17 protein-coding genes are annotated in these 21,132 nt (G+C 32.8%); 2 read left to right on the top strand and 15 right to left on the bottom strand.

All coding sequences use genetic code 11. The features are described from left to right. Nucleotides 1-5 precede the first annotated feature (5 nt). The 5 genes from ruvA to P6733_RS13495 form a co-directional block, all read right to left on the bottom strand. Nucleotides 6-590 carry a Holliday junction branch migration protein RuvA gene (gene ruvA, locus P6733_RS13515; protein ID WP_306353436.1) on the bottom strand — a complete coding sequence of 195 codons (585 nt, stop codon included), beginning with the start codon at nucleotides 588-590 and terminating at the stop codon, nucleotides 6-8. A 108-nt stretch (nucleotides 591-698) separates the two neighbouring features. Then, nucleotides 699-2,981 carry an NADP-dependent malic enzyme gene (locus P6733_RS13510; protein WP_306353435.1) on the bottom strand — a complete coding sequence of 761 codons (2,283 nt, stop codon included), beginning with the start codon at nucleotides 2,979-2,981 and terminating at the stop codon, nucleotides 699-701. Between the two features lie 490 nt (nucleotides 2,982-3,471). After that, nucleotides 3,472-3,843, bottom strand: coding sequence for a carboxypeptidase-like regulatory domain-containing protein (locus P6733_RS13505; RefSeq protein WP_306353433.1), 372 nt, complete (start codon nucleotides 3,841-3,843; stop codon nucleotides 3,472-3,474). A 570-nt stretch (nucleotides 3,844-4,413) separates the two neighbouring features. Then, complete coding sequence (locus tag P6733_RS13500; RefSeq protein WP_306353432.1) at nucleotides 4,414-5,430, bottom strand: helix-turn-helix domain-containing protein; 1,017 nt, start codon at nucleotides 5,428-5,430, stop codon at nucleotides 4,414-4,416. Nucleotides 5,431-5,432: 2 nt separating this feature from the next. Next, nucleotides 5,433-6,416, bottom strand: a complete 984-nt coding sequence (locus tag P6733_RS13495) for a helix-turn-helix domain-containing protein (RefSeq protein ID WP_306353431.1) — start codon at nucleotides 6,414-6,416, stop codon at nucleotides 5,433-5,435. Between the two features lie 152 nt (nucleotides 6,417-6,568). Between P6733_RS13495 and P6733_RS13490 the strand changes: the two genes are divergently transcribed. Then, complete coding sequence (locus P6733_RS13490; protein ID WP_306353430.1) at nucleotides 6,569-6,901, top strand: barstar family protein; 333 nt, start codon at nucleotides 6,569-6,571, stop codon at nucleotides 6,899-6,901. Between the two features lie 7 nt (nucleotides 6,902-6,908). On the opposite strand, the gene P6733_RS13485 is transcribed toward P6733_RS13490, so the two are convergent. The 5 genes from P6733_RS13485 to P6733_RS13465 form a co-directional block, all read right to left on the bottom strand. After that, nucleotides 6,909-7,319, bottom strand: coding sequence for a hypothetical protein (locus P6733_RS13485; RefSeq protein ID WP_306353429.1), 411 nt, complete (start codon nucleotides 7,317-7,319; stop codon nucleotides 6,909-6,911). A gap of 17 nt (nucleotides 7,320-7,336) precedes the next feature. Beyond that, a complete protein-coding gene (locus P6733_RS13480; RefSeq protein ID WP_306353428.1) occupies nucleotides 7,337-8,641 on the bottom strand; it encodes a DUF389 domain-containing protein in 1,305 nt (434 codons plus the stop codon). Nucleotides 8,642-8,743: 102 nt separating this feature from the next. After that, entirely contained in the window at nucleotides 8,744-10,612 is a 1,869-nt protein-coding gene (locus tag P6733_RS13475) for a trehalase family glycosidase (protein WP_306353427.1), read from the bottom strand. Next, nucleotides 10,602-11,822: an MFS transporter gene (locus P6733_RS13470; protein WP_306353426.1), complete on the bottom strand. Its 1,221-nt coding sequence runs from the start codon at nucleotides 11,820-11,822 to the stop codon at nucleotides 10,602-10,604. The genes P6733_RS13475 and P6733_RS13470 overlap by 11 nt, the downstream gene beginning before the upstream one ends. Nucleotides 11,823-11,866: 44 nt before the next feature. Further along, nucleotides 11,867-14,485, bottom strand: a complete 2,619-nt coding sequence (locus tag P6733_RS13465) for a TonB-dependent receptor (RefSeq protein WP_306353425.1) — start codon at nucleotides 14,483-14,485, stop codon at nucleotides 11,867-11,869. 168 nt (nucleotides 14,486-14,653) lie between these two features. Between P6733_RS13465 and P6733_RS13460 the strand changes: the two genes are divergently transcribed. Further along, on the top strand, nucleotides 14,654-15,682 hold the full coding sequence (locus P6733_RS13460) for a LacI family DNA-binding transcriptional regulator (RefSeq protein WP_306353424.1): 1,029 nt from the start codon (nucleotides 14,654-14,656) through the stop codon (nucleotides 15,680-15,682). Here P6733_RS13460 and queG read toward each other — a convergent pair. The 5 genes from queG to P6733_RS13435 form a co-directional block, all read right to left on the bottom strand. Further along, the gene (queG, locus tag P6733_RS13455) at nucleotides 15,666-16,586 is read right to left on the bottom strand and encodes a tRNA epoxyqueuosine(34) reductase QueG (protein ID WP_372339304.1); all 921 of its coding nucleotides are present in this window, start codon (nucleotides 16,584-16,586) and stop codon (nucleotides 15,666-15,668) included. The genes P6733_RS13460 and queG overlap by 17 nt on opposite strands. Nucleotides 16,587-16,636: 50 nt before the next feature. Then, complete coding sequence (ruvB, locus tag P6733_RS13450; RefSeq protein ID WP_306353422.1) at nucleotides 16,637-17,659, bottom strand: Holliday junction branch migration DNA helicase RuvB; 1,023 nt, start codon at nucleotides 17,657-17,659, stop codon at nucleotides 16,637-16,639. A gap of 61 nt (nucleotides 17,660-17,720) precedes the next feature. After that, the gene (locus P6733_RS13445) at nucleotides 17,721-18,029 is read right to left on the bottom strand and encodes a GNAT family N-acetyltransferase (RefSeq protein WP_306353421.1); all 309 of its coding nucleotides are present in this window, start codon (nucleotides 18,027-18,029) and stop codon (nucleotides 17,721-17,723) included. Between the two features lie 95 nt (nucleotides 18,030-18,124). Continuing rightward, on the bottom strand, nucleotides 18,125-19,927 hold the full coding sequence (locus tag P6733_RS13440; RefSeq protein WP_306353420.1) for a cytochrome c oxidase subunit I: 1,803 nt from the start codon (nucleotides 19,925-19,927) through the stop codon (nucleotides 18,125-18,127). A gap of 35 nt (nucleotides 19,928-19,962) precedes the next feature. Further along, nucleotides 19,963-21,117, bottom strand: a complete 1,155-nt coding sequence (locus P6733_RS13435; protein ID WP_306353419.1) for a cytochrome c oxidase subunit II — start codon at nucleotides 21,115-21,117, stop codon at nucleotides 19,963-19,965. Nucleotides 21,118-21,132: the final 15 nt, after the last annotated feature.

Genomic DNA, 21,132 nt, shown 5'->3' with positions numbered 1-21,132 from the left:
AAAGATTATAAATTTTTTAATGCTTGTTTAATAATAGTTTCAACACTTGCGCTTGCATCTTGTTGGACGATTTTTTCAACGACCTTTTCAGCTGCTTTTCTCTGGAATCCTAATACTTCCAGTGCTGACAATGCCTCGTCTTTATTTTTCTTATTATCTTGAGAAATCGAAATTTCGTCCAAATCATACACTTTCAAGACTTTATCTTTTAAGTCTAGAATAACTCGTTGCGCTGTTTTACTCCCAATTCCTTTAATGGATTGAATTGTAGCAACATCTCCTGTTGCAATGGCGTGTATAATTTGTTTCGGGGGAATTGAGGATAACATTGTTCTAGCGATATTGGCACCAATGCCAGAAACCGATAATAACAATTTAAATATTTCTCTTTCAGACTTTTCCACAAAGCCAAAAAGAGTATGCGAATCTTCTTTAATCTGGAGGTATGTGAATAATTTAATATTATCTACCTCAGGTAGTAAAGTATAGGTATGTAGTGAGATATTAATATGGTAACCAACACCACCGCAGTCAATTACGACTTCGGTGGGTGTTTTTTCTACCAGTTTACCTTGTATATGTGCTATCATTATATCATTATCTTAATCCCAAAAGTAACAAAAAACTTTAATCAAAACAGTTTAATACCGTTATAAACTAAATATTTTGTTAATTAGTATATAAAATAAGTTAATGTTTTAGCGCTTATTTCGTTTGTCTTTTTCTTGTGCATCCACAACAGCGACTGCCGCCATGTTTACCATTTCTTCAACACTTGCTCCCAATTGGAAAATATGAACGGGTTTATTCATCCCTAACATGATTGGCCCGATTGAATCTACTTTATTCAATTCTTTCAGCATTTTATACGTGATATTTGCTGATTCTAGATTAGGGAAAATCAGTGTATTTACTTTCTTTCCTGCTAATTTAGAGAATGGGAATTTATCTTTCAATAGTTCTGGATTTAGTGCAAAATCACTTTGTACTTCACCATCAATGATTAATTCTGGGTAATATTTATGTAAGTAAGAAACGGCTTCTCTAACTTTCGTTGCTCCTTCATTTGGTGAAGAACCAAAATTAGAATACGAAACCATTGCAATTACCGGTTCCATACCAAACATCTTCACTGTTTTTGCAGTCATTAAAGCAATTTTTGCTAAATCGTCTGCTGTAGGGTTTGGATTAATGGCTGTATCTGATAAGAACATTGGACCACGTTGAGTCATCATCAAGTTTGCTGTTGCAATTCTTGAAATACCAGGTGCTTTTCCAATTAGTTGCATCATTGGTTTCACTACAGATGGATAACTTCTAGAATAACCAGTTACCAAAGCATCTGCTTCTCCTTCATTCACCATCATCGCTGCAAAATAGTTGCGTTCACGCATCCACTTTTGAGCATCTAATAACGTAATTCCTCTGCGTTGTCTTGATTCCCAGTAAATTTGTGCATAACGATTTCTTCTCTCGTCTTCTTCTTTAATTTTTGGATCAATAATTGGCACTTCGGCATCAAAACCTAACTCTTCTTTCAGCTCTAAAATGATTTCTCTGTTTCCTAACAATATTGGGAAACCAATTCCATCTTCTAAAACAATTTGAGCTGCTTTTAATACATCTAAATGATCTGCTTCTGCAAAAATTACTCGTTTTGGATTTGTTTTGGCACGGTTCGTTAACAATCTAACCATTTTATTATCATTCCCTAAACGATCTAATAATTCTTCTCCATATTTATCCCAATCTTGGATAGGGTGTAATGCTACACCTGATTCAATTGCTGCTTTTGCAACTGCTGGAGCCACTACAGTAATTAATCTTGGATCAAATGGCTTTGGAATGATATAATCACGTCCAAAGATTAATTTCGTTTCTCCATAAGCGATATTCACTTGTTCTGGAACTGATTCTTTGGCTAATGAAGCTAATGCTTTTACAGCAGCCATTTTCATCTCTTCATTAATTTTTGTAGCTCTTACATCAAGTGCTCCTCTAAAAATATAAGGAAATCCTAGAACATTATTCACTTGGTTAGGATGATCTGATCTTCCTGTAGCCATGATAATATCTAATCGTGTTGCTACGGCTAGATCGTAATCGATTTCTGGTAATGGGTTTGCCATGGCAAAAACGATTGGATCGTTTGCCATTGTAAGCAACATTTCTGGGGATAATATATTTCCTGCTGATAATCCTAGGAATACATCGGATCCAACTAGGGCATCTGCAAGACTAATTGCTTTTAAGTCTTTCGCGTATTTTCTTTGTAATGGAGATAGGTCTTCTCTTGAGTTCGCTAAAACACCATCTTTATCAAACATGATGATATTTTCCACTTGAACACCAAGCAACACATAAAGGTTTGCACAAGCTAATGCTGCAGATCCTGCTCCTGACACAACAATTTTCACGTCTTCAATCTTTTTCCCTGCCAATTCCAAGGCATTTAATAGAGCTGCTGAAGAGATTATTGCTGTTCCGTGTTGATCATCATGCATTACAGGAATATTTAATTCCTCTACTAGTCTTCTTTCTATTTCAAAAGATTCTGGTGCTTTTATATCTTCTAAGTTAATTCCACCAAAGGTTGGCGCAATTGCTTTTACTGTTTCAACAAATTTATCAATGTCGCGTGCATCTACTTCAATATCAAAAACATCAATATCAGCAAAAATCTTAAATAAAAGGCCTTTTCCTTCCATTACTGGCTTTGAAGCTTCAGGACCTATATCTCCTAAACCTAATACTGCTGTACCGTTTGTAATAACGGCAACTAGATTTCCTTTTGCTGTATATTTATATACATTATTAATGTCTTTTGCAATTTCTAAACAAGGTTCTGCTACACCTGGAGAATAGGCTAATGACAAATCTCTTTGTGTTGCATATTTTTTAGTTGGAACTACTTGAATTTTACCCGGAGTGGGTTTTGCGTGATATAATAGCGCTTCGCGTCTTTTACTTTGTTTATTCATATATATTGAATTATTCTGGACATGCAAAGGTACAGGGTTGAATGTAATTGAGAAAGATTTAATGCTTTTCTTTTAAAAAAAATGCATTCTTCTTAATCCTTTCCATGCCTTTTAAAAATTTAAGAATTAAAAAGCTTTAAAAAAACTGTTTATTCAAAAAAACTGCTATTTAAGCTGTATTTCTTCCGAATTATAAAATCTTTTTTCTTCTTATTATTATTTACAATGGTCATTTTAGAATGGTTTTACTCCTTATTAAAGGAGAAACACTGGTCGAAGTAAGTATTTTAGATGAATTGGATTAGCAAGTTTAATTTAAGAACTACTAAAGATTCCATTGATTGTTCTGCTATTTTAATTTTTATAAAAAAACCGCCTTAGTATGGTCTAGGCGGTTATTTTGAATGACAAATGCTTGGGGCAAAAAGGGTCTTTATAATACGTTTATAAAAATCATTCATTCATATTTTAAATTAAATCAGTTTTAGGTTTAAACTAATTCATAGTATTTATTGGTTTTCAATAATTGTTTTCTCTTTTTCTCAACAGTATCACTTTCGTGTTCTTTTTCAAAATTGATATTCAATTGATTAATTTGATTTCTATTTTGATCTAAACCTGAGATAGAAAATTCTTGTTTTTTAAAGCCTTGTTTTTTGCAAACAACGCGATAGTTATCTATTAAAGGTACTTTAAATAAGTAACCTCCAGATCCATCAGTAATTTCTCTTGAAACAATCACTTTATTACTATTATAAACAGTAACCATAGCATTAGACAATACTTCTTCATTAGAAGAATCGGATATTACTCCAAATACAATCAACTCGCAAACTTCAACTTTTAATACTTCTAATTCCATATCATTTTTCTTTTATCAAATAAACACTCCTTTTACTAAGCATTCTAGTTATCTACTATCGTTCTTAGTTTATTCAGGTATATATTTCTGTGTTAATCAAACTATTAAAACGGTACAATTTCATTAGTGCAAATTTCTACAAACCGAAAGAGAAAAATTATATCTAGAAGGCATTAAAACTATACAATAGGACAAAATATGCTTTTATGAATCACTTGTTGTAATTCTATCTCTTCTGATTTTTGTAGAATGGCAATTGTGACTCCCATCCCACTAGGAGCCACAATTAATCCCTACTCTCTACCGATTAATACGTAAATCAATACTATTAATTTGTATGGTGCAAAGATATTTTGATGGTGTATCGACAACACCCACAAAAAGACAAAAAAACATCATAATAGGGTTTAATAACTCAAATTGAAGCTATATTAAGTATTAAACAGGCATATATATATAAATTCTATTTCAATTGATATTTTTATATAAGTGGTTTATGGGCATAAAAAAACCTAGATTTTCCATATTTATTATAGAAAAACTAGGTTTATAAAATTTCTAGAGGATATATTATATTTTTATATCTTCTTTATCATTGCTCAATATATCACTTGGAGAAACACCAAATTGTTTTTTATAAAGGGAAGCAAAATAACTTGGTTTCCCATAACCTAAGTCATAGGCCAGTTCGCTTACTGATTTATAATTATTCTTTTTAAGTAATTCATTCGCTAAAGAAAGCTTGTTATTTTTAAAATATTGATTGGGACTATCTCTAAATATTTTTTTGAAAAGTATTTTATATTTTGAAACGGACATCCCTGCCATTTGGGCTAAAAATTCGACTCCCGGAAATTCTAAAATTAAATTTGCAATTAGGTAATCTTTCGTTATTAATATCCCTTCTGTATCTACTGTTGTTAACTTGGACACTACAGGCTTATAATTTTTATAGCGTAATAATTCATATCCCAATGCGCTGAGGGATACTCCTGCTAATAATAAATCATAGGCTTCTTCTTGAAAGGATTTATTTTTTAATTGATAGAGCATCACTTTGGTCTTACTTTCAATATGATCATAAAACAGAATAGTATTCTTTTTACTATCGTAGGCTCTATTGCGCATCTTTTCAGATTTGATCCCTCTAAATGTACTTTTTAGAAAGTCTTTTGACACAAATAATCGCAAGAGAAATATTCGTTCTCCAACTTTAGGGATATAGGTTCCTTCAATTGATGAATCTATAATATTCAATCCTAATTTTGAATCAAAACCAATTTCTTGTGATCTTCCTTTTAGTATAAACGTGCTATATTCATCACTTACATCATAATGAAAAATACAAAAACTCCCTTCAGGTTCTGCTACTCGATGAAAAGACACAGGTACCTTAAAGGTCATATCGACCAGCATAACTGAGACTCCTGGTATTAACTCTAAGAAATAAGACCCACCTGTTCCTATATTATCGGGTAATAATAGAATTCTATTATCAATTAAGGTTGCTCCAAAAAAATCAACAAATTGCTGTTGAAATTCTGGTGTTAATGTAAAGTGATGGTGAAATTCCAATCTTTCTTCCATAATTATTCTAATTGATTGATGTATTCTTTTGGTAATATTCCAAAGTGTTTTTTGAATTGTTTAGAAAAATCGGAACTGCTGGAGAAACCAAAACGATCTGAAACTTCTGAAACTGTGTGTTCTCCTTTTTCTAAAATCTCTTTTGATAATTGTAGTTTACTTGTCATGAAAAAAGAATGGGCAGTGCTTCCGCATATTTTCTTGAATATTTTCTTGAACTTTGACGGTGACATGAATGCCATTTGAGCCAGTTCATCCACTCCAATAAATGGTAGTTCTATATGTTCTACTAAATATGTAATGATTTTTATAATAGCGTTAACGTCGCCTGGAGCTACTTTTTCTAATACTATTTGTCTATCATTTATACTATTTAGATATTCATTTAATAGCATTAAAACGGTTCCTTTGAATATCAAATCGAATTCTGCGCCTTCAGCCGGAACTGATTTAAAATCCTGAATTAATTTCCAACTTTCATTACTCATTCTATCGTATCGAATGATTGTATTTTGTTTATTATCGAATGCGATATTGACGATATGAGCTAGGTCTTTATTATTTCTAAAAAATTCTTTCAAAAAACTTTTATGGATAAAAATACAGATTGCAAAGACATCGCTTCCTCTACTCACCACAAAATCATTGTCCAATGCACTATCTACTGTTGCTAGACTATAATTCCATCGTCCAATTTCATTTACAACATCATCCAGAATCATGACTGCGTTTCCTTCAGTAATATTATAGTATACACCTACAAAATCGTGTCTTGTATTTCGTTGTTTTAAATGAATCGTTTTGTACTGGTGTATATTGACATACATCGCGGTAATACCAGGCAATATATTTAATACATACCGAATGCCTGTATCAATATCTTCAGGGACTCGAATATAATTACCATCAACATACCCTCCAAATTTTTCAGCAAAATCGATTACCCAATCTAATGTTGCTCCGTATTCATGTACTATTTCTTTCATTTTAATCTTTCAAGTTATTTGGGGCTCTTTTCTCCTACAAAAATAATTTATTTTATGTAATATTATTTTCATTATTGAAACGGAATTTTCTTTGAAAATTATATATTAAATTTAATACTTTAAAAATTCAAATACGCACTAAGATGATGAACATGAAAAAATTAAAAATTGATTTCAGAAAAATCAATACTGAGGATCAATTTCATGATACTTTATCAGCACTTTTTGGCTTTCCTGACTTCTATGGTCGCAATGGAGATGCTTTGATTGATTGCTTGTCTAGCTTACGATTTCCAGACGAGGGTATGACTACAATTCATATTACTGAGTTTGAGTATTTATGTTTAGAACTCTACAATCTAACGGGTAGTCCAAAAGAGATACAAAAAGAATTCATGGCAATCATTGAGTTTGTGAATGCACGAGAGAAGTCCAAAGATCGTGAACCTTCTATACTATTACATCTTGTACATCAATCTCATTAGGAAAAATCTAATTGATAAGCCATTTATTATTCAAACACCATAGTTGAACTTCTTGGATGAGTTCTTCAACAAGTGGTTCCAATCCTGGTAATTTCTTTTTGTATTTCACAATATTCTCTTTGAAAAACTCGAAAAAAGCATTCCCAATTATTCTACGTTGCCCGTCTATATCTTTTTTAAAAGGAATAAACTCATCTTCATTCATCGTAATGTCCATAGTAAGCAATTTTTCTTTTGCATAATATCGACAAAATGATTTCCGTTCGATATCATTTGGAAGGCAACGTAGGCAAACAAAAAGTTCACAATCTATTGTTGTGTATTTCTGTTCAAGAATGCTACTTAATGCTCGCAATTCATCACTAATATCAAATACTTTACTCCAGCTAGGGGAATCTGATGTAGTATCAATTTTCATACTTATCTGAAAATTTATTATTCAAAATATGTTTTAACTTCTGTCGAATTCAACCTGCTTTTTAGCCAATTATTTATTTTTTGCTGATTTACTGGCGAAACTTTAGTTTTTGAATTAAATACAACAATGTCTGTTTTTTTAGCGGGTAATGTATCTTGTTGAAAAATTACCGTTTGAGAATAAGAGCATGAATTTAATTCTGGATAAAGTGGATGAATTTCTGCTAATAGTTTTTTACCTAGCAAATTTACTTTCTTGATACTATCGTAAGCATGTTCTTTCTCTTTCAATACTAGATTTACTCGATTTATTTCTGCTTTTAGATTTCCTACTTCATTTAAGTCACCTTTATTATCATTCAAAGAAAATCCTTGCTTAATAATTATGCTTGGATTTTCTAATCCAAAATCATTTGCTATCTCTGCAATTTTTTCTTTTTGTTTTTCATTCAACAGGGTTCCACCATATACTAATGTAATTTGTTTTTTATTTGGATTTACTTCATTTTTCAATAAATAACTTCCTTCATAAACACTTATGTTGTTTGTAAAACTCAATGCTTTTGCAGAAAATTTTTCATTTTGTACTAATCCATATCCAAAATAAATACTTGGTACTATAGTTAAAACAATAATTAATGAGATTAATTTATTGACTTTACTTTTCTGTTTCCCATCTACAATGGTACGTATTGGAAATTTTAATATTTGTGATATTACAACCGATGAAATTGCAATAAATACAGTGTTGATTGTAAATAGATAAAATGCTCCTAAGAAGAAAGTATATTGCCCCGTTGCTAATCCATATCCCGCAGTACATAAGGGTGGCATTAATGCTGTTGCAATTGCAACACCAGGTAATACATTTCCTTTTTGTTTACAGCTAATGGCCAAAATACCTGCTAATCCACCAAACAAGGCAATTAATACATCATAAATTGTTGGAGATGTTCTCGCTAATAATTCAGAATGTGCCGTAGATACAGGACTAATTGTGAAATATAGGGTTGATGCTACTAAACTGGCTACTACAGCAAAAGCAAAGTTTTTGAATGCTTTGCGAAAAAGAGGGAAATTGTAGGTGGCTACACTATATCCCATCCCATTAATAGGTCCCATTAATGGTGAAATAAGCATGGCTCCGATAATTACTGCAGTCGAATTTACATTCAATCCCACGGAAGCTACAACAATTGCAAAAACTAAAATCCAAAGATTAGTTCCTCTAAAAATGACATCTTTTTCAATTCCTGCGTGTATCTTATCGAAATCTTCTACTTCACCTTCTAAATTGAAATAATCTAGTAACTTTCTAATCATCTTCTTTTATTTTTACGTTAATAATTATTCTATTAAAGCATCGCTTTGTCTAAGTTACACAATTATCAATCCAAAAAATAAAATCAGCCCTGTGTTTTTGTATTATGTAGAAAAAAGGTCTTCTGGATCTATTAGTAAATTTAGCTTTTCTCGAAGTTTTTCTTCTAATAAACTAAGTCCATATTGATATGATGCATTCATCCATCCAAAACCTTCTTCGGTTATGTAATCGAAGTTTGTTCCTACATTTCCATATTCGGCGAATATTTTATGGGAACTAATTTCTAAGTCGAATTTTTCTGGAATAGTCCCGTTAAAGTCAACTGCATTTCGGGTTATTAGCCAAAGCCATCGGTATATCATTTCCTGTGCTTCAACATTGTACCCATAATTCAGTAGCCCTTCCCATAATAATATTTGGTGTGGTGACCATCCAAAAGGGTAATCCCATTGTCTTTGTGGGGCATTCAATTGTACTTTCTGTACCATCGTTTTTGTACAGCCAGCAATACCGCCTTTCATTTTGAATTTTGGTAATGTATCTTGTACTAATTTCGCCGCTTGTTCTGCTGTTGCTACTTTTGCCCACAATGGAAAAAAAGTTGTCGCTGCTTCAAATTTATGTTGTTCTTTTTTTAGAAAATTATAATCGAAATAAATACTTTGTTCTTCATTCCAGCATAATTCATTAATTTTCTCTTTCCGTTGTTCTGCTTGTTTTGTCCAATAGGCCGTTAAATAAACTTCTTCTGAATTTATTGTGAATTCTCCATTAAAATATTCCTCAATCAAAAAGGCTATATCAATTTCGTATTTATATAAAAAACAATTTACTGCTACTGTATTTAGATCCGCACATACACCTATCAAACGATTTGTAGTATCATGACCGCTTTCTCGCATACTTCTATCCTGTATGAAATAGGCATCTAATTCTGGATCTACAATTTTTCTTTTCAGGTATTCTTCTTCAAATTCATTTAATGGCATAGCATATTTTATAGCATATTCCTCCAGAATATCATCAAAATGCCCCATTTCAACTTCAAATGGAATCCCAATACCTTCTGCTTTATAACGATTTAATCCTGTAGTTGTTAATCGTTTTCCTTCTTCCATCCAAACGGTTTTATATTCTTTTATAACCGTTTCCAAGTGCTTCTTAATCCATGTTAAATCATTTTCACGTTCGGCAACATGAACTACTAATGAACTATATAGTGGTGGTTGTGTTCGGGTTAAGTAATAGCTACGATTAGCATTTAATATTTTACCATAATGGTCAATCTGATATTTGAAATTTTCTGCAATATCCTTTGCTTCTTTTATTTTTTCATCTATAATTAACCCTAATGCAATGAAGTAGCTATCCCAACCATACATTTCGTTGAATCGTCCTCCAGGTACTACAAAAGGAATACCTTGAATCTCTCCTTCTTTTTCTTCTAATGCCAATGCTAAGATTCCGGGATTATCATTAAGAGATAATACATATTCTGGTGTAATATTTTCGGCTAAGATTCTTACTTCAAAATGATTGTTTTTCTCCTGATAATTCGAAAAATATTCAATTGCTCTTTTATCTTTTGCTGATACATACAAAATCGAGATGTGATGATTTGTTTTTTCATCTTCAATAATTTTCTCTAGTCCTGCTTCATCAATCGTACGCTTTAATCCCTCCCAGTATAGTTCTTTTATCTTTCTGGATATTCGATCTACTGGTTTTTCTATAATCGTCGACAGGTCAATTTCTGTTACTTCAAATCCTCTTTTGCCCATTAAGGCTAATTCTTGTAATAAATTAGATAGATAATAGGTTCCTTCTATCACGATAGAATTCCCACTTTCTCCTTCTAACAAAAATTGTTTCGGCCCATGATCATCAATGGTTATTTTTTTATCTCCATCTGTATCTTCCTGTGCTAATAATTTTTGAATGGTTTGATGTATATGTAATTTAAATTTCATTTTTAGCAGTTAATTTTTTTAATATAAAAAAGGCAATTAAGAGTAAAGTCATTGGGATTAACGTAAAATAAAAAGCATTTTCTGGACCTTGGTTCTTAAAAAGCCAACCAATTGTTCTCGATCCCAAAGTCCCTCCAAGTGCTGAGAAAACAACTATTAGTCCAGTCATAGCACTGTGTTGGTTTTTAGGCAAAGCACTCAATACAACTGAATTTAATAGGGGATAAATAGGTGATATAAATAATCCCACTATTGGGAAAGCAAAACCGATTAGAGGTATATCTCCTAAGGAATTAATTTCTCTGACTTCTAACCCTACTGTTCTTGGTAAGACAAAAACCACAATTAGCATTGCACAGACAATACAAAATGTTAAAACCCATATCCAGTCTATTTTTTTGGTCACTACACCTGCAATTATTCGTCCAATCGCCAATGATATAGCCAAAATACTAGCCATCATAATACTAATATTGTCTTTAAGGTGTAATACTTTTTGATTAAAGGTAGGCAGCCATGTCATTATTCCTTGTTCAATCATCACAAACAGAAAAGCGCTTATCACAAAAACAATGATTAATAATTTTGTTATGAGCTTAAACATTTGCGAGAAATCATCGGACAAATTCGTTTTCTGTATTTCTTCGTTTTTTTCAAATTTGGTAAAGAATAAAAAAACAAAGGATAAGGCAGACATCACTGCTAGAAGCCAGTATACATTCAACCAGGAATTGGGATCATTTTCATTATTAAAGAAAGGGAATAGAAAGTAAGTTAATGCTATCCCAATCATGAATACTCCTTCTACACTGCTCATCAAAGCATTATGCTCTTTCTTGTTTTCGGTTACAGTTCCTATTAGAGAATATACTGAGACTTTTATTAAAGCAAATGACACTCCTACTGTGGCAAATAATATTTTTGCTGTATTGAATGAGTTTCCAAAATACATTCCTATACAAGCCATGGTAACTAAGGCCAAGCCAATAAGCATTGCTTTTTTATATCCTATTCTTGGCAAAAATGAGGCTATTAGAAAAGATACAATGGCAATAGGCATGTCTTTAAAGGCTTCCAGAATACTCGCTTGTACTTCATCAACTCCGTAGTTTTTCTGTGATTTAAAAATCACTATTCCTACACTATTTAATAAAATCGCAAACATGAAATAGTTCAGATACAATGCAATTTTTACTCCAACATTTTTCATATTTTATATTTTGTATAGCTCATTTGCTCTACTAAAGTTACGGATTAAAATCTGTAGGTCATACTCAATGTTCCATGAGTTCCCATTATAGGTCGAGCATAATACACATCCCCTTGTGTCCCTGCTACTCTTGGATTTCCTTCGGTTAGACCTACAGCATTGAAAACATTTTTCACTGAAAATGCAAGAAGTACATTTTTAATTTTATATCCTGCTCCTAAGTCAAATTCACTATAGCTTGGTAGTTTTGCTTCATTGGCATTATCTGAAAATTTCTTTCCATAGAATCCCCATTGTACAAATGCATTTAGTTTATCTGTAATATCATAACTTGGCGACAATGTAAAATAGGTTTTTGGTATCCTTCTCACTGTATTTCCTGAGTAGTTATAATCTGTAGAAGAAAAATCCTTAAATTCTGGATTTTGTATTGTCCCTCTAAAAGTGGTGTATAGTTTCCCTATTTTATAGTTTGCTTCAATCTCTAATCCGATATTATCTGCGGAAGCAAATTTATTTTCTGACTGTCCAGTCAATAAAATATCCGTAAAGGCAATATTATCCAATTTCATATAGAATGCATTCGCAAAAAGGGCAAAGTTTGATCCATTATACTTATAACCAAATTCCAATTGATTGATTACTGTTTCTTTTATTCCTTCAAACTTAGGTGCATTATCATATAAAGCTTCTTCTACTGGGGATCTAAAACCATTACTGAATCGTACATAGGCTGCCATATTTTCTGTAAATTTATAATTGGCCGCTGCTGAAAATGAAATACGGTTTACATCGTATTTCCAGTACGTGAATGTACTTCCTATTACTGAGACATTATCATCTGCCGATGTATTCCCAATACCTAAAGAGGCTGTTTCATTATTGCTTTTATATCCTGAATAACGATCCATATCGTATCGAATTCCTAAATCAATATTTAGATTTTCCGAAGCTTTTATCTCTGCATTGGCATAAAATGCATTCAAAATTCCTTTGGTTTGCCCGTCTCGTGTTAGCCAAGAAATTGAACTTACACCATTATAGGTTCTAGAATAATTGGTATCTGTGGGTAATTTATTTCCATCTACTAGATTCAGTAATCTTGGATTATCCGAAATTTCTGCCAATATATTACTCCAGTTCCAATATTGTGTCGATTTCCAATTTGAATAGTAATATCCAAACGTAAGATTCACTTTTTCGCTATTATAATTTAGATTGAAGTTATTTACAAAATTTTGCATCTTTTTATCAATCGCCCAGTATCCTAATTCGGCTACTAAATTTGGATTCGCAATTTCTCCTGTATCAACATAAGAATATATAGGATTTCCTAAGGCTAAATCTCCTTTATAGTTTGCTGCAAAATTTGCTGCTGATTGTGGATCTGCTCTTGGAAATATTGCTGTATATGTTTGATCTATATTAGTATTTTTAAAAGAATTTTTAATCGTCCATTGTTCATCGATGTCTACTTTTACAACAGCTCCTAAAGCATCTACTACTGGATGAATTCCATCTTCTAAATCTCTTTCAAAATAGCCTCCTCCTACTTGTGGTACTTTCAGTCTGCTAAAGTTTGATGAAGTTAAAGTTCCATAATTCGCATTAAACCCTGGTGCTCCTTTTGGGTTATCTTTTCCTGTCAAGGGAACACCCAAGTAAAATATATTTCGATCATCTAATTTTTTATAGAAAACTTGTACATATCCTTTATCAAATTCATATCTAAGATTTGCTTTTACTTGTCCACCTTTATTGGCTGTAAAACCTGGGTCACGTACTCCTTCATCGGTACGGTAAAAACCACCTATACTAAAAAACAATTTATCTTTTACCAATGGTCCACTAACATTGAAATCGTTACGCAATAATCCATTTGGCATCCCTGTTGAAAGTTTATACACACCTTTAAAATCATTTGATCCTCTTTTACTAATCAAATTGATAATTCCTCCTGGTGCATTTGTAGCAAAAATAGATCCTGAACCTCCTTTTATGGCTTCTACTTTATCTATCGTTTCATCAAAACGGAAAAAATTATCTGCATTAGCAAACTGTAAAGCTCCGTCTTCAAAAACAGGCAATCCATCTTCTTGAATTTGCACATATTCGTAAGCTCCTACAGATGGGATCCCTCGAGCAAAAAGGTTATTTCCCACTGCACCTCCAGAAGTTTCTACATAAAATCCTGGAATAACTTTTAATACATCTGCTGCACTTTGTGGTTCTATTCTGGAAATCTCCTGAATTCCCAATGTAGTAATAGCTACACTCGATTCTATTTTTGTTCTTGGATTTGAAGATCCCGTTACTACAACTTCATCTAACGATAATAAATCATCCTCTACCACCAAATCTATTCGAGTATCTTGCCCACTCACTACGGAGACAGCTTGTTTTTTTGTTTTATAACCTATCCCTGAGACTGAGATTGTGTATTGTCCAGGTTCTACTTCAAAAATTTTGAAATTCCCATCTATATCGGTTGCTGTTTGCAACGTGCTTCCTTGAAGTGTTACATTGATACTCGCAGCTGATAGCCCCGAATTGTCTTTTATAGTTCCCGATACACTCCCTTTCGTTTGTGCATTTGAAAATTCAGGTATAAAACACAAAATCAATATCACAATAATACCGTGAATGTAGCTTAACCGTTTCATATATATTTTTGTTTGATTAGTAATTATTAGTATTTATTATTGTAAACTTAACATGATTTTAACTTCTAAGTGTTAAATATTCAACGAAAACGTTTTCGATTTTACCGAAAACGTTTTCGTTGAAAAATATTTTTACTTTAAAGCGATATATTTCATTACATTTATTTTATGAATGATACAAAACTTATAGATATTGCTTCGGCGTTAGGTATTTCGGTAACCACCGTTTCAAAAGCACTTAAAGGATATCCTGATATTAGTAAATTGACACGTTCAAAAGTTATTGAAATGGCAGAAGAAATGAATTATAGACCAAATTCAAATGCCGTTAATCTCCGAACAAATGAAACCAAAACAATCGGGGTTATTATTCCAGCAACCGTTCATCATTTTTTTTCAAGTGTATTGAATGGTATTCTGGAAGAAGCTGAAAGCAGGGGTTATCTGGTTATTATTTTACAGTCTAGCGAGAAATATGAATTAGAGAAAAAACAGATTGAATTATTACTACAAAAAAGAGTAGATGGTATTTTAATGTCTCTTTCAAATGAGACTGATGATTTTTCACATATCAATGCTGTCATTAAGAAAAATACGCCTGTAGTATTATTTGACAAAATTGCCAAAATGGTAAATTGTTCAAAAGTTGTAATTAATGATCGTAAGGCTGCTTATGATGCTGTTACTTATCTAATAGAAAAAGGATATAAAAAAATAGCTCATTTTAGAGGTTCAAACGTACCTCAAAATTCAATCGATCGATTTGTTGGATACAAAAAAGCATTAGAAGATCATGGTATACCCTACGATGCATCTTTAGTATATATGTGTGATCATAATACTGATTTTGAAGATGGTTATGCCAATGCACAAAAACTAGTTCAGGATCATAAAGATGTTGATGCTGTCTTTGCTATTACAGATTTAGTAGCGATTGGAATTATTAAATACCTGAATGAAATTGCAGTTAAAATACCCGATCAAATTGCCGTTTTTGGTTTTAGTAACTGGTTTATGTCTACTGTTATTTCACCAAAACTTACGACTATTGATCAGCCCGGTTATGATATTGGAAATAGAGCTGCCGCCATTTTAATTGATGAAATAACTCAAATGAAGGAGCATCTTCCTATTAAACATCAAATGATAGAACTTCCAACTTATATTATTGAACGAGAGTCTACTTTAAGAAATTAATATTCCGTTTCAAACCGTCAAACTTAGTACGCTTTAATGGAGAATCTTTGAATACTTTTTTAAAAGTGTCTTCTGTAATTTCTTCCCAATCATTTTTGGTCATCGATAGCATTTCCGGATTTGGATTGAATAATGGTTCACTGTGTGCTTTTGAAAAACGGTTCCATGGACATACATCTTGACAGGTATCGCATCCAAACATCCATTCATCAAATTGTCCTTTCATTTCAAAAGGAATATTTTCCTTGAGTTCAATCGTATAATACGAAATACACTTACTTCCATCAACGACGTATGGAGCGACTATGGCTTGTGTAGGACAGGCATCAATACATTTTGTACAACTCCCACAATGGTCTGTTGTTGCCGTATCATAATCCAATTCTAAGTCCACAATTAGTTCGGCAATAAAGAAGAAAGAACCGACTTGTTTACTCAGCAAATTACTATTTTTCCCTCTCCATCCTAACCCACTTTTTGCAGCCCATGCTTTATCAAGCACAGGAGCAGAATCTACAAATGCTCGACCTGAAACTTCGCCTATATTCTCTTCAATGGAATTTAAGAGTTCTTTTAATTTTTCTTTAATAACAAAATGGTAATCTTTACCATAGGCATATTTTGAAATCTTATAACTCTCTGTAGTCTGAATTTGTGGAGGATAGTAATTCAGCAATAGGGAAATTACACTTTTCGATCCTTCAACAAGTAGTGTAGGGTCTAGTCGTTTATCAAAATGGTTTTCCATATAAGTCATTTGTCCATGACTATTATTCTTTAACCAATCTTCTAATCTAGGGGCCTCATCTTCTAAAAATCCAGCCTTGGATATACCACAAGATAAAAAACCGAGGCGGTCTGCTTCGGCTTTTATAAACTTTGTATATTGGCTTTTATTAATCATAATACACTAAGAATTGTAGAAAAAACGGTGGCTTCTCCAAAGAATAATCTTTAAAAAAGTCCGCCTTGTGTATTCAATTTTATTTTACCTAAATGTTTATAGGCTTTCTCAGTCACTTCACGTCCACGTGGAGTACGCATAATAAAGCCTTCTTGAATCAAAAAGGGTTCGTAAACTTCTTCAATGGTTTCGCTACTTTCTGATACAGCTGTCGCTAAGGTGGAAAGTCCCACTGGACCACCTTTAAATTTCTCAATTATAGTCGTCAAAATTTTATTGTCCATTTCATCCAATCCATGTGCATCAACATTTAATGCCTTTAATGAATAGCGAGCAATTTCAATATCAATTGATCCGTTACCTTTAATCTGAGCAAAATCTCTCACACGACGCAATAATGCATTTGCAATACGTGGTGTTCCTCTACTTCTTCCAGCTATTTCTATAGCTGCTTCCATCGTAATAGGCATTTTTAATATCGCAGAACTACGTTCTACAATCGTAGTTAGTAATTCCGTAGTATAATATTGTAATCTACTTGAAATTCCAAAACGGGCACGCATAGGTGCCGTCAATAATCCTGAACGGGTTGTAGCACCAACTAATGTAAAAGGATTCAGATTGATTTGAACTGTTCTGGCATTAGGGCCCGATTCAATCATAATATCAATCTTAAAATCTTCCATAGCAGAATATAAGTATTCTTCTACAATAGGACTTAATCGATGAATTTCATCAATAAATAAAACATCACGTTCGTCCAAATTCGTCAACAATCCAGCTAAATCTCCTGGTTTATCCAATACAGGCCCAGATGTGATTTTAATACCAACACCAAGTTCATTGGCTAATATATTAGCAAGAGTTGTTTTTCCTAATCCTGGTGGTCCATGAAAAAGAGTATGATCTAAAGCTTCTTCACGAAGGTTAGCCGCTTCCACAAAAACTTTTAGATTTTCTAATACTTGTTCTTGTCCAGCAAAATCATCAAATGACAAAGGCCTCAATTTCTTTTCTAAATCAAGTTCTTCGTTGTTGTAATGTTGGTTTGTAGGATCTAAATTCTCATTCATAGGGCAAAGATACTAAGAAATTGCAGTTGTACTATATAATCTATTTAAAAGAGCTTTAAAACTACATTTGGTAGCCTTCTGAAAGAATAGAATGCCATTGATCATGTTGATTTACATAATTCGCCACAAAGGAGCATAACGGTACTAATACTAAGTTGTTTTTCTTAATATATTCTAACACTTTCTCTACCAACGCACTCCCAATACCTTGTCCTTCTAATTCTGGCGGAACCTCAGTATGGGTAAGATATATTTTATGATCATCCTGAACATGATATTCTATTAAAGCCAGCTTTCCTTTTACTTCCATTTCAAACTGATGTTCTGCTTCGTTTACGACCAATTCTAAATTTTCATATTTCTTTTTCATTTTCTATAGACTAAAAATTAATATTCATAAAGGTACTAAAAACAAAACGTCCTAAACCGAAAGGCTTAGGACGTTTTTATATTGATTCAAAGTGATTAGTGATTTAATACTTCTTCACCTTCTTTCATTGGAACGTTTTGAGGTACATAATCTAAATCATGACCTGGTTTGCTATAATCATACGGCCAACGGTATACTTCTGGGATTTCTCCTGGCCAGTTTCCGTGGATGTGTTCTACTGGTGTAGTCCACTCTAATGTATTAGATTTCCAAGGGTTTTGTTCTGCTTTTTTACCGTAGAATATACTATGGAAGAAGTTCCATAAGAATACTAATTGGAATGCACCACCTACTAAAGCAAATAATGTAATGATTACGTTTACGTCAGCTAAATCATCAAATAATGGGAAAGCTGTGTTTGTATAGTAACGTCTTGGTAAACCTGCCATACCGATAAAGTGCATTGGGAAGAATACTCCATAGGCACATACTGCTGTTACCCAGAAGTGAATATAACCTAGGTTCTTATTCATCATTCTTCCGAACATTTTAGGGAACCAGTGGTAAATACCACCAAACATACCATAAAGTGCAGAGATACCCATTACTAAGTGGAAGTGAGCAATTACGAAATACGTATCGTGAACGTTAATATCTAATGTACTATCTCCTAAAATGATTCCTGTTAAACCTCCAGTAATGAAAGTTGATACGAAACCAATACAGAATAACATACCTGGATTCAACTGTAGATTACCTCTCCATAAAGTCGTGATATAGTTAAACGCTTTTACAGCTGAAGGAATCGCAATCAATAAAGTTGTAAATGTAAATACAGATCCTAAGAATGGATTCATTCCTGATACGAACATATGGTGACCCCATACGATTGTAGATAAGAATGCAATTGCCAATACAGAAGTAATCATCGCTCTGTAACCAAAGATTGGTTTACGAGAGTTTGTAGCAATAACTTCAGAAGCAATACCCATTGCTGGTAATATTACAATATATACCTCAGGGTGACCTAAGAACCAGAATAAGTGTTCGAATAATACTGGTGATCCACCTTGATTGTGTAAAACTTCACCTGCAATAAATATATCAGATAAGAAGAATGATGTTCCAAAACTTCTATCGAAAATTAATAATAGCGCTGCAGAGAATAATACTGGGAAAGAAACGATACCAATAACTGCAGTAATAAAGAATGTCCAGATTGTAAGTGGTAATCTAGTCATAGACATACCTTTAGTTCTCAAATTCAATACTGTAACAACATAGTTTAATGACCCCATTAAAGACGATGCAATAAAGATCGCCATAGAAACTAACCATAATGTCATTCCTGTTCCTGATCCTGGAATTGCTTGTGGCAATGCACTTAAAGGAGGATAAATTGTCCAACCAGCAGATGCAGGTCCCGCTTCAACGAATAAAGAACAAACCATGATTACAGCAGAAAGGAAGAATAACCAGTATGAAACCATGTTCATGAAACCAGAAGCCATATCTCGTGCTCCAATTTGCAATGGAATAAGTAAATTACTAAATGTTCCACTCAAACCAGCAGTCAATACGAAGAATACCATGATTGTACCGTGAATGGTTACTAATGCAAGGTAAATGTCATTCTTCATCACTCCACCTGGAGCAAATTTTTCACCTAAAAGAACTTCAAAAATTTTGAATGATTCTTCTGGCCAAGCGATTTGCATACGGAAAAGCAACGATAAACCAATACCGATAACTCCCATAATAATACCTGTAATAAGGTATTGTTTTGCAATCATTTTATGATCTATACTAAAGATATATTTCGTTATGAAAGTATCTTTATGGTGATGTTCATGTTCGTGACCATGATCTTGATCGTGATCGTGAGCTTCTGCTGACATATTCTTTTATTTTATATTTATGTAAAAGAGGATAACTATTTCTTAACTACTTGTGCGATTACTGCTGTTGAATCTGCTGCTTTTGTTGCACCTGCTGCTGGAGCTGGAGTTTCTGCAGGAGCATCCTGAGCTTTTAAAGCTTGGCTTAAAGTTGGTTTTTCTTTTAACCATTTTTTAAAATCACTTGGAGTATCCACAACAATTTTCATTTGCATATTATAGTGCGATGCACCACATATTTTGTTACAAAGTAATAAATAATCAAATGTATAAGGATCTAAACCTGATTCTCCTTTTGCAATTAAATCTTTTGATTTGTTCGCTCTGATTTTATTGATATTAGAAACTTTAGTGATAATATCTTTATCTTCTCTCATTTCAGCAGTCGTAACTGTTGGCGTGAAAGAGAATTGTGTAATCATACCTGGTACACAGTTCATCTGAGCTCTAAAGTGAGGCATGTAAGCAGAGTGCAATACGTCTTGAGAACGCATCTTGAAAACTACTTTTTTACCTACTGGTAAATGTAACTCATTTACGATAATATCATCTTGTGCATTTGGATCAGATGCATCAACACCTACAGTATTGATACCTTGAATATAACGAACATTAGCTTTTCCTAAAGCGTTATCTTCACCTGCATATCTAGCTTCCCAAGAGAATTGTTTTGCATATAGCTCAACATAAATTACATCTTCGTCTTCGTCTACAAACATAATGTTTGTCCAAGCGTATAATCCGTATAAGATTAAACCTGCTAAAACGATTACTGGAATAATAGTCCAAATGAACTCTAATTTATCATTATCAGCAAAATATAATGCTTTTTGATCTTTTCTACCTCTATATTTAAATGAGAAGTAGTGTAATAATGCTTGTGTAATAAATTGAACAACAAAAATCAATACCATTGAAATTGCCATCAAATTATCTACGTCTTTACCATGTTCTGAAGCAGGTTTACCTAATACTAAATGTCCCCATTTGTAAAGAGAATAGATAGTGAATATGTAGATAAAACCTAAAAAGGCAAACATTAAGTAACCATTAATATTATTATCTCTATCATTAGCAACTTGTGAATCATCTACACTAGCGCCAACCTGAGTTAAATCGAAAATTTTAGTCATTTGCCATATGGCAATCGTTAATAAAACTAAAACTATAATAACCAACAAACTTGTCATCTGAGTTTTCTTTAA

Origin of the sequence: Flavobacterium aerium (assembly GCF_030766725.1) — a bacterium.
GTDB lineage: Bacteria > Bacteroidota > Bacteroidia > Flavobacteriales > Flavobacteriaceae > Flavobacterium > Flavobacterium aerium.
Note: the sequence above shows the minus strand (reverse complement) of the source record. Positions and strands in the feature narration are given on the sequence as shown.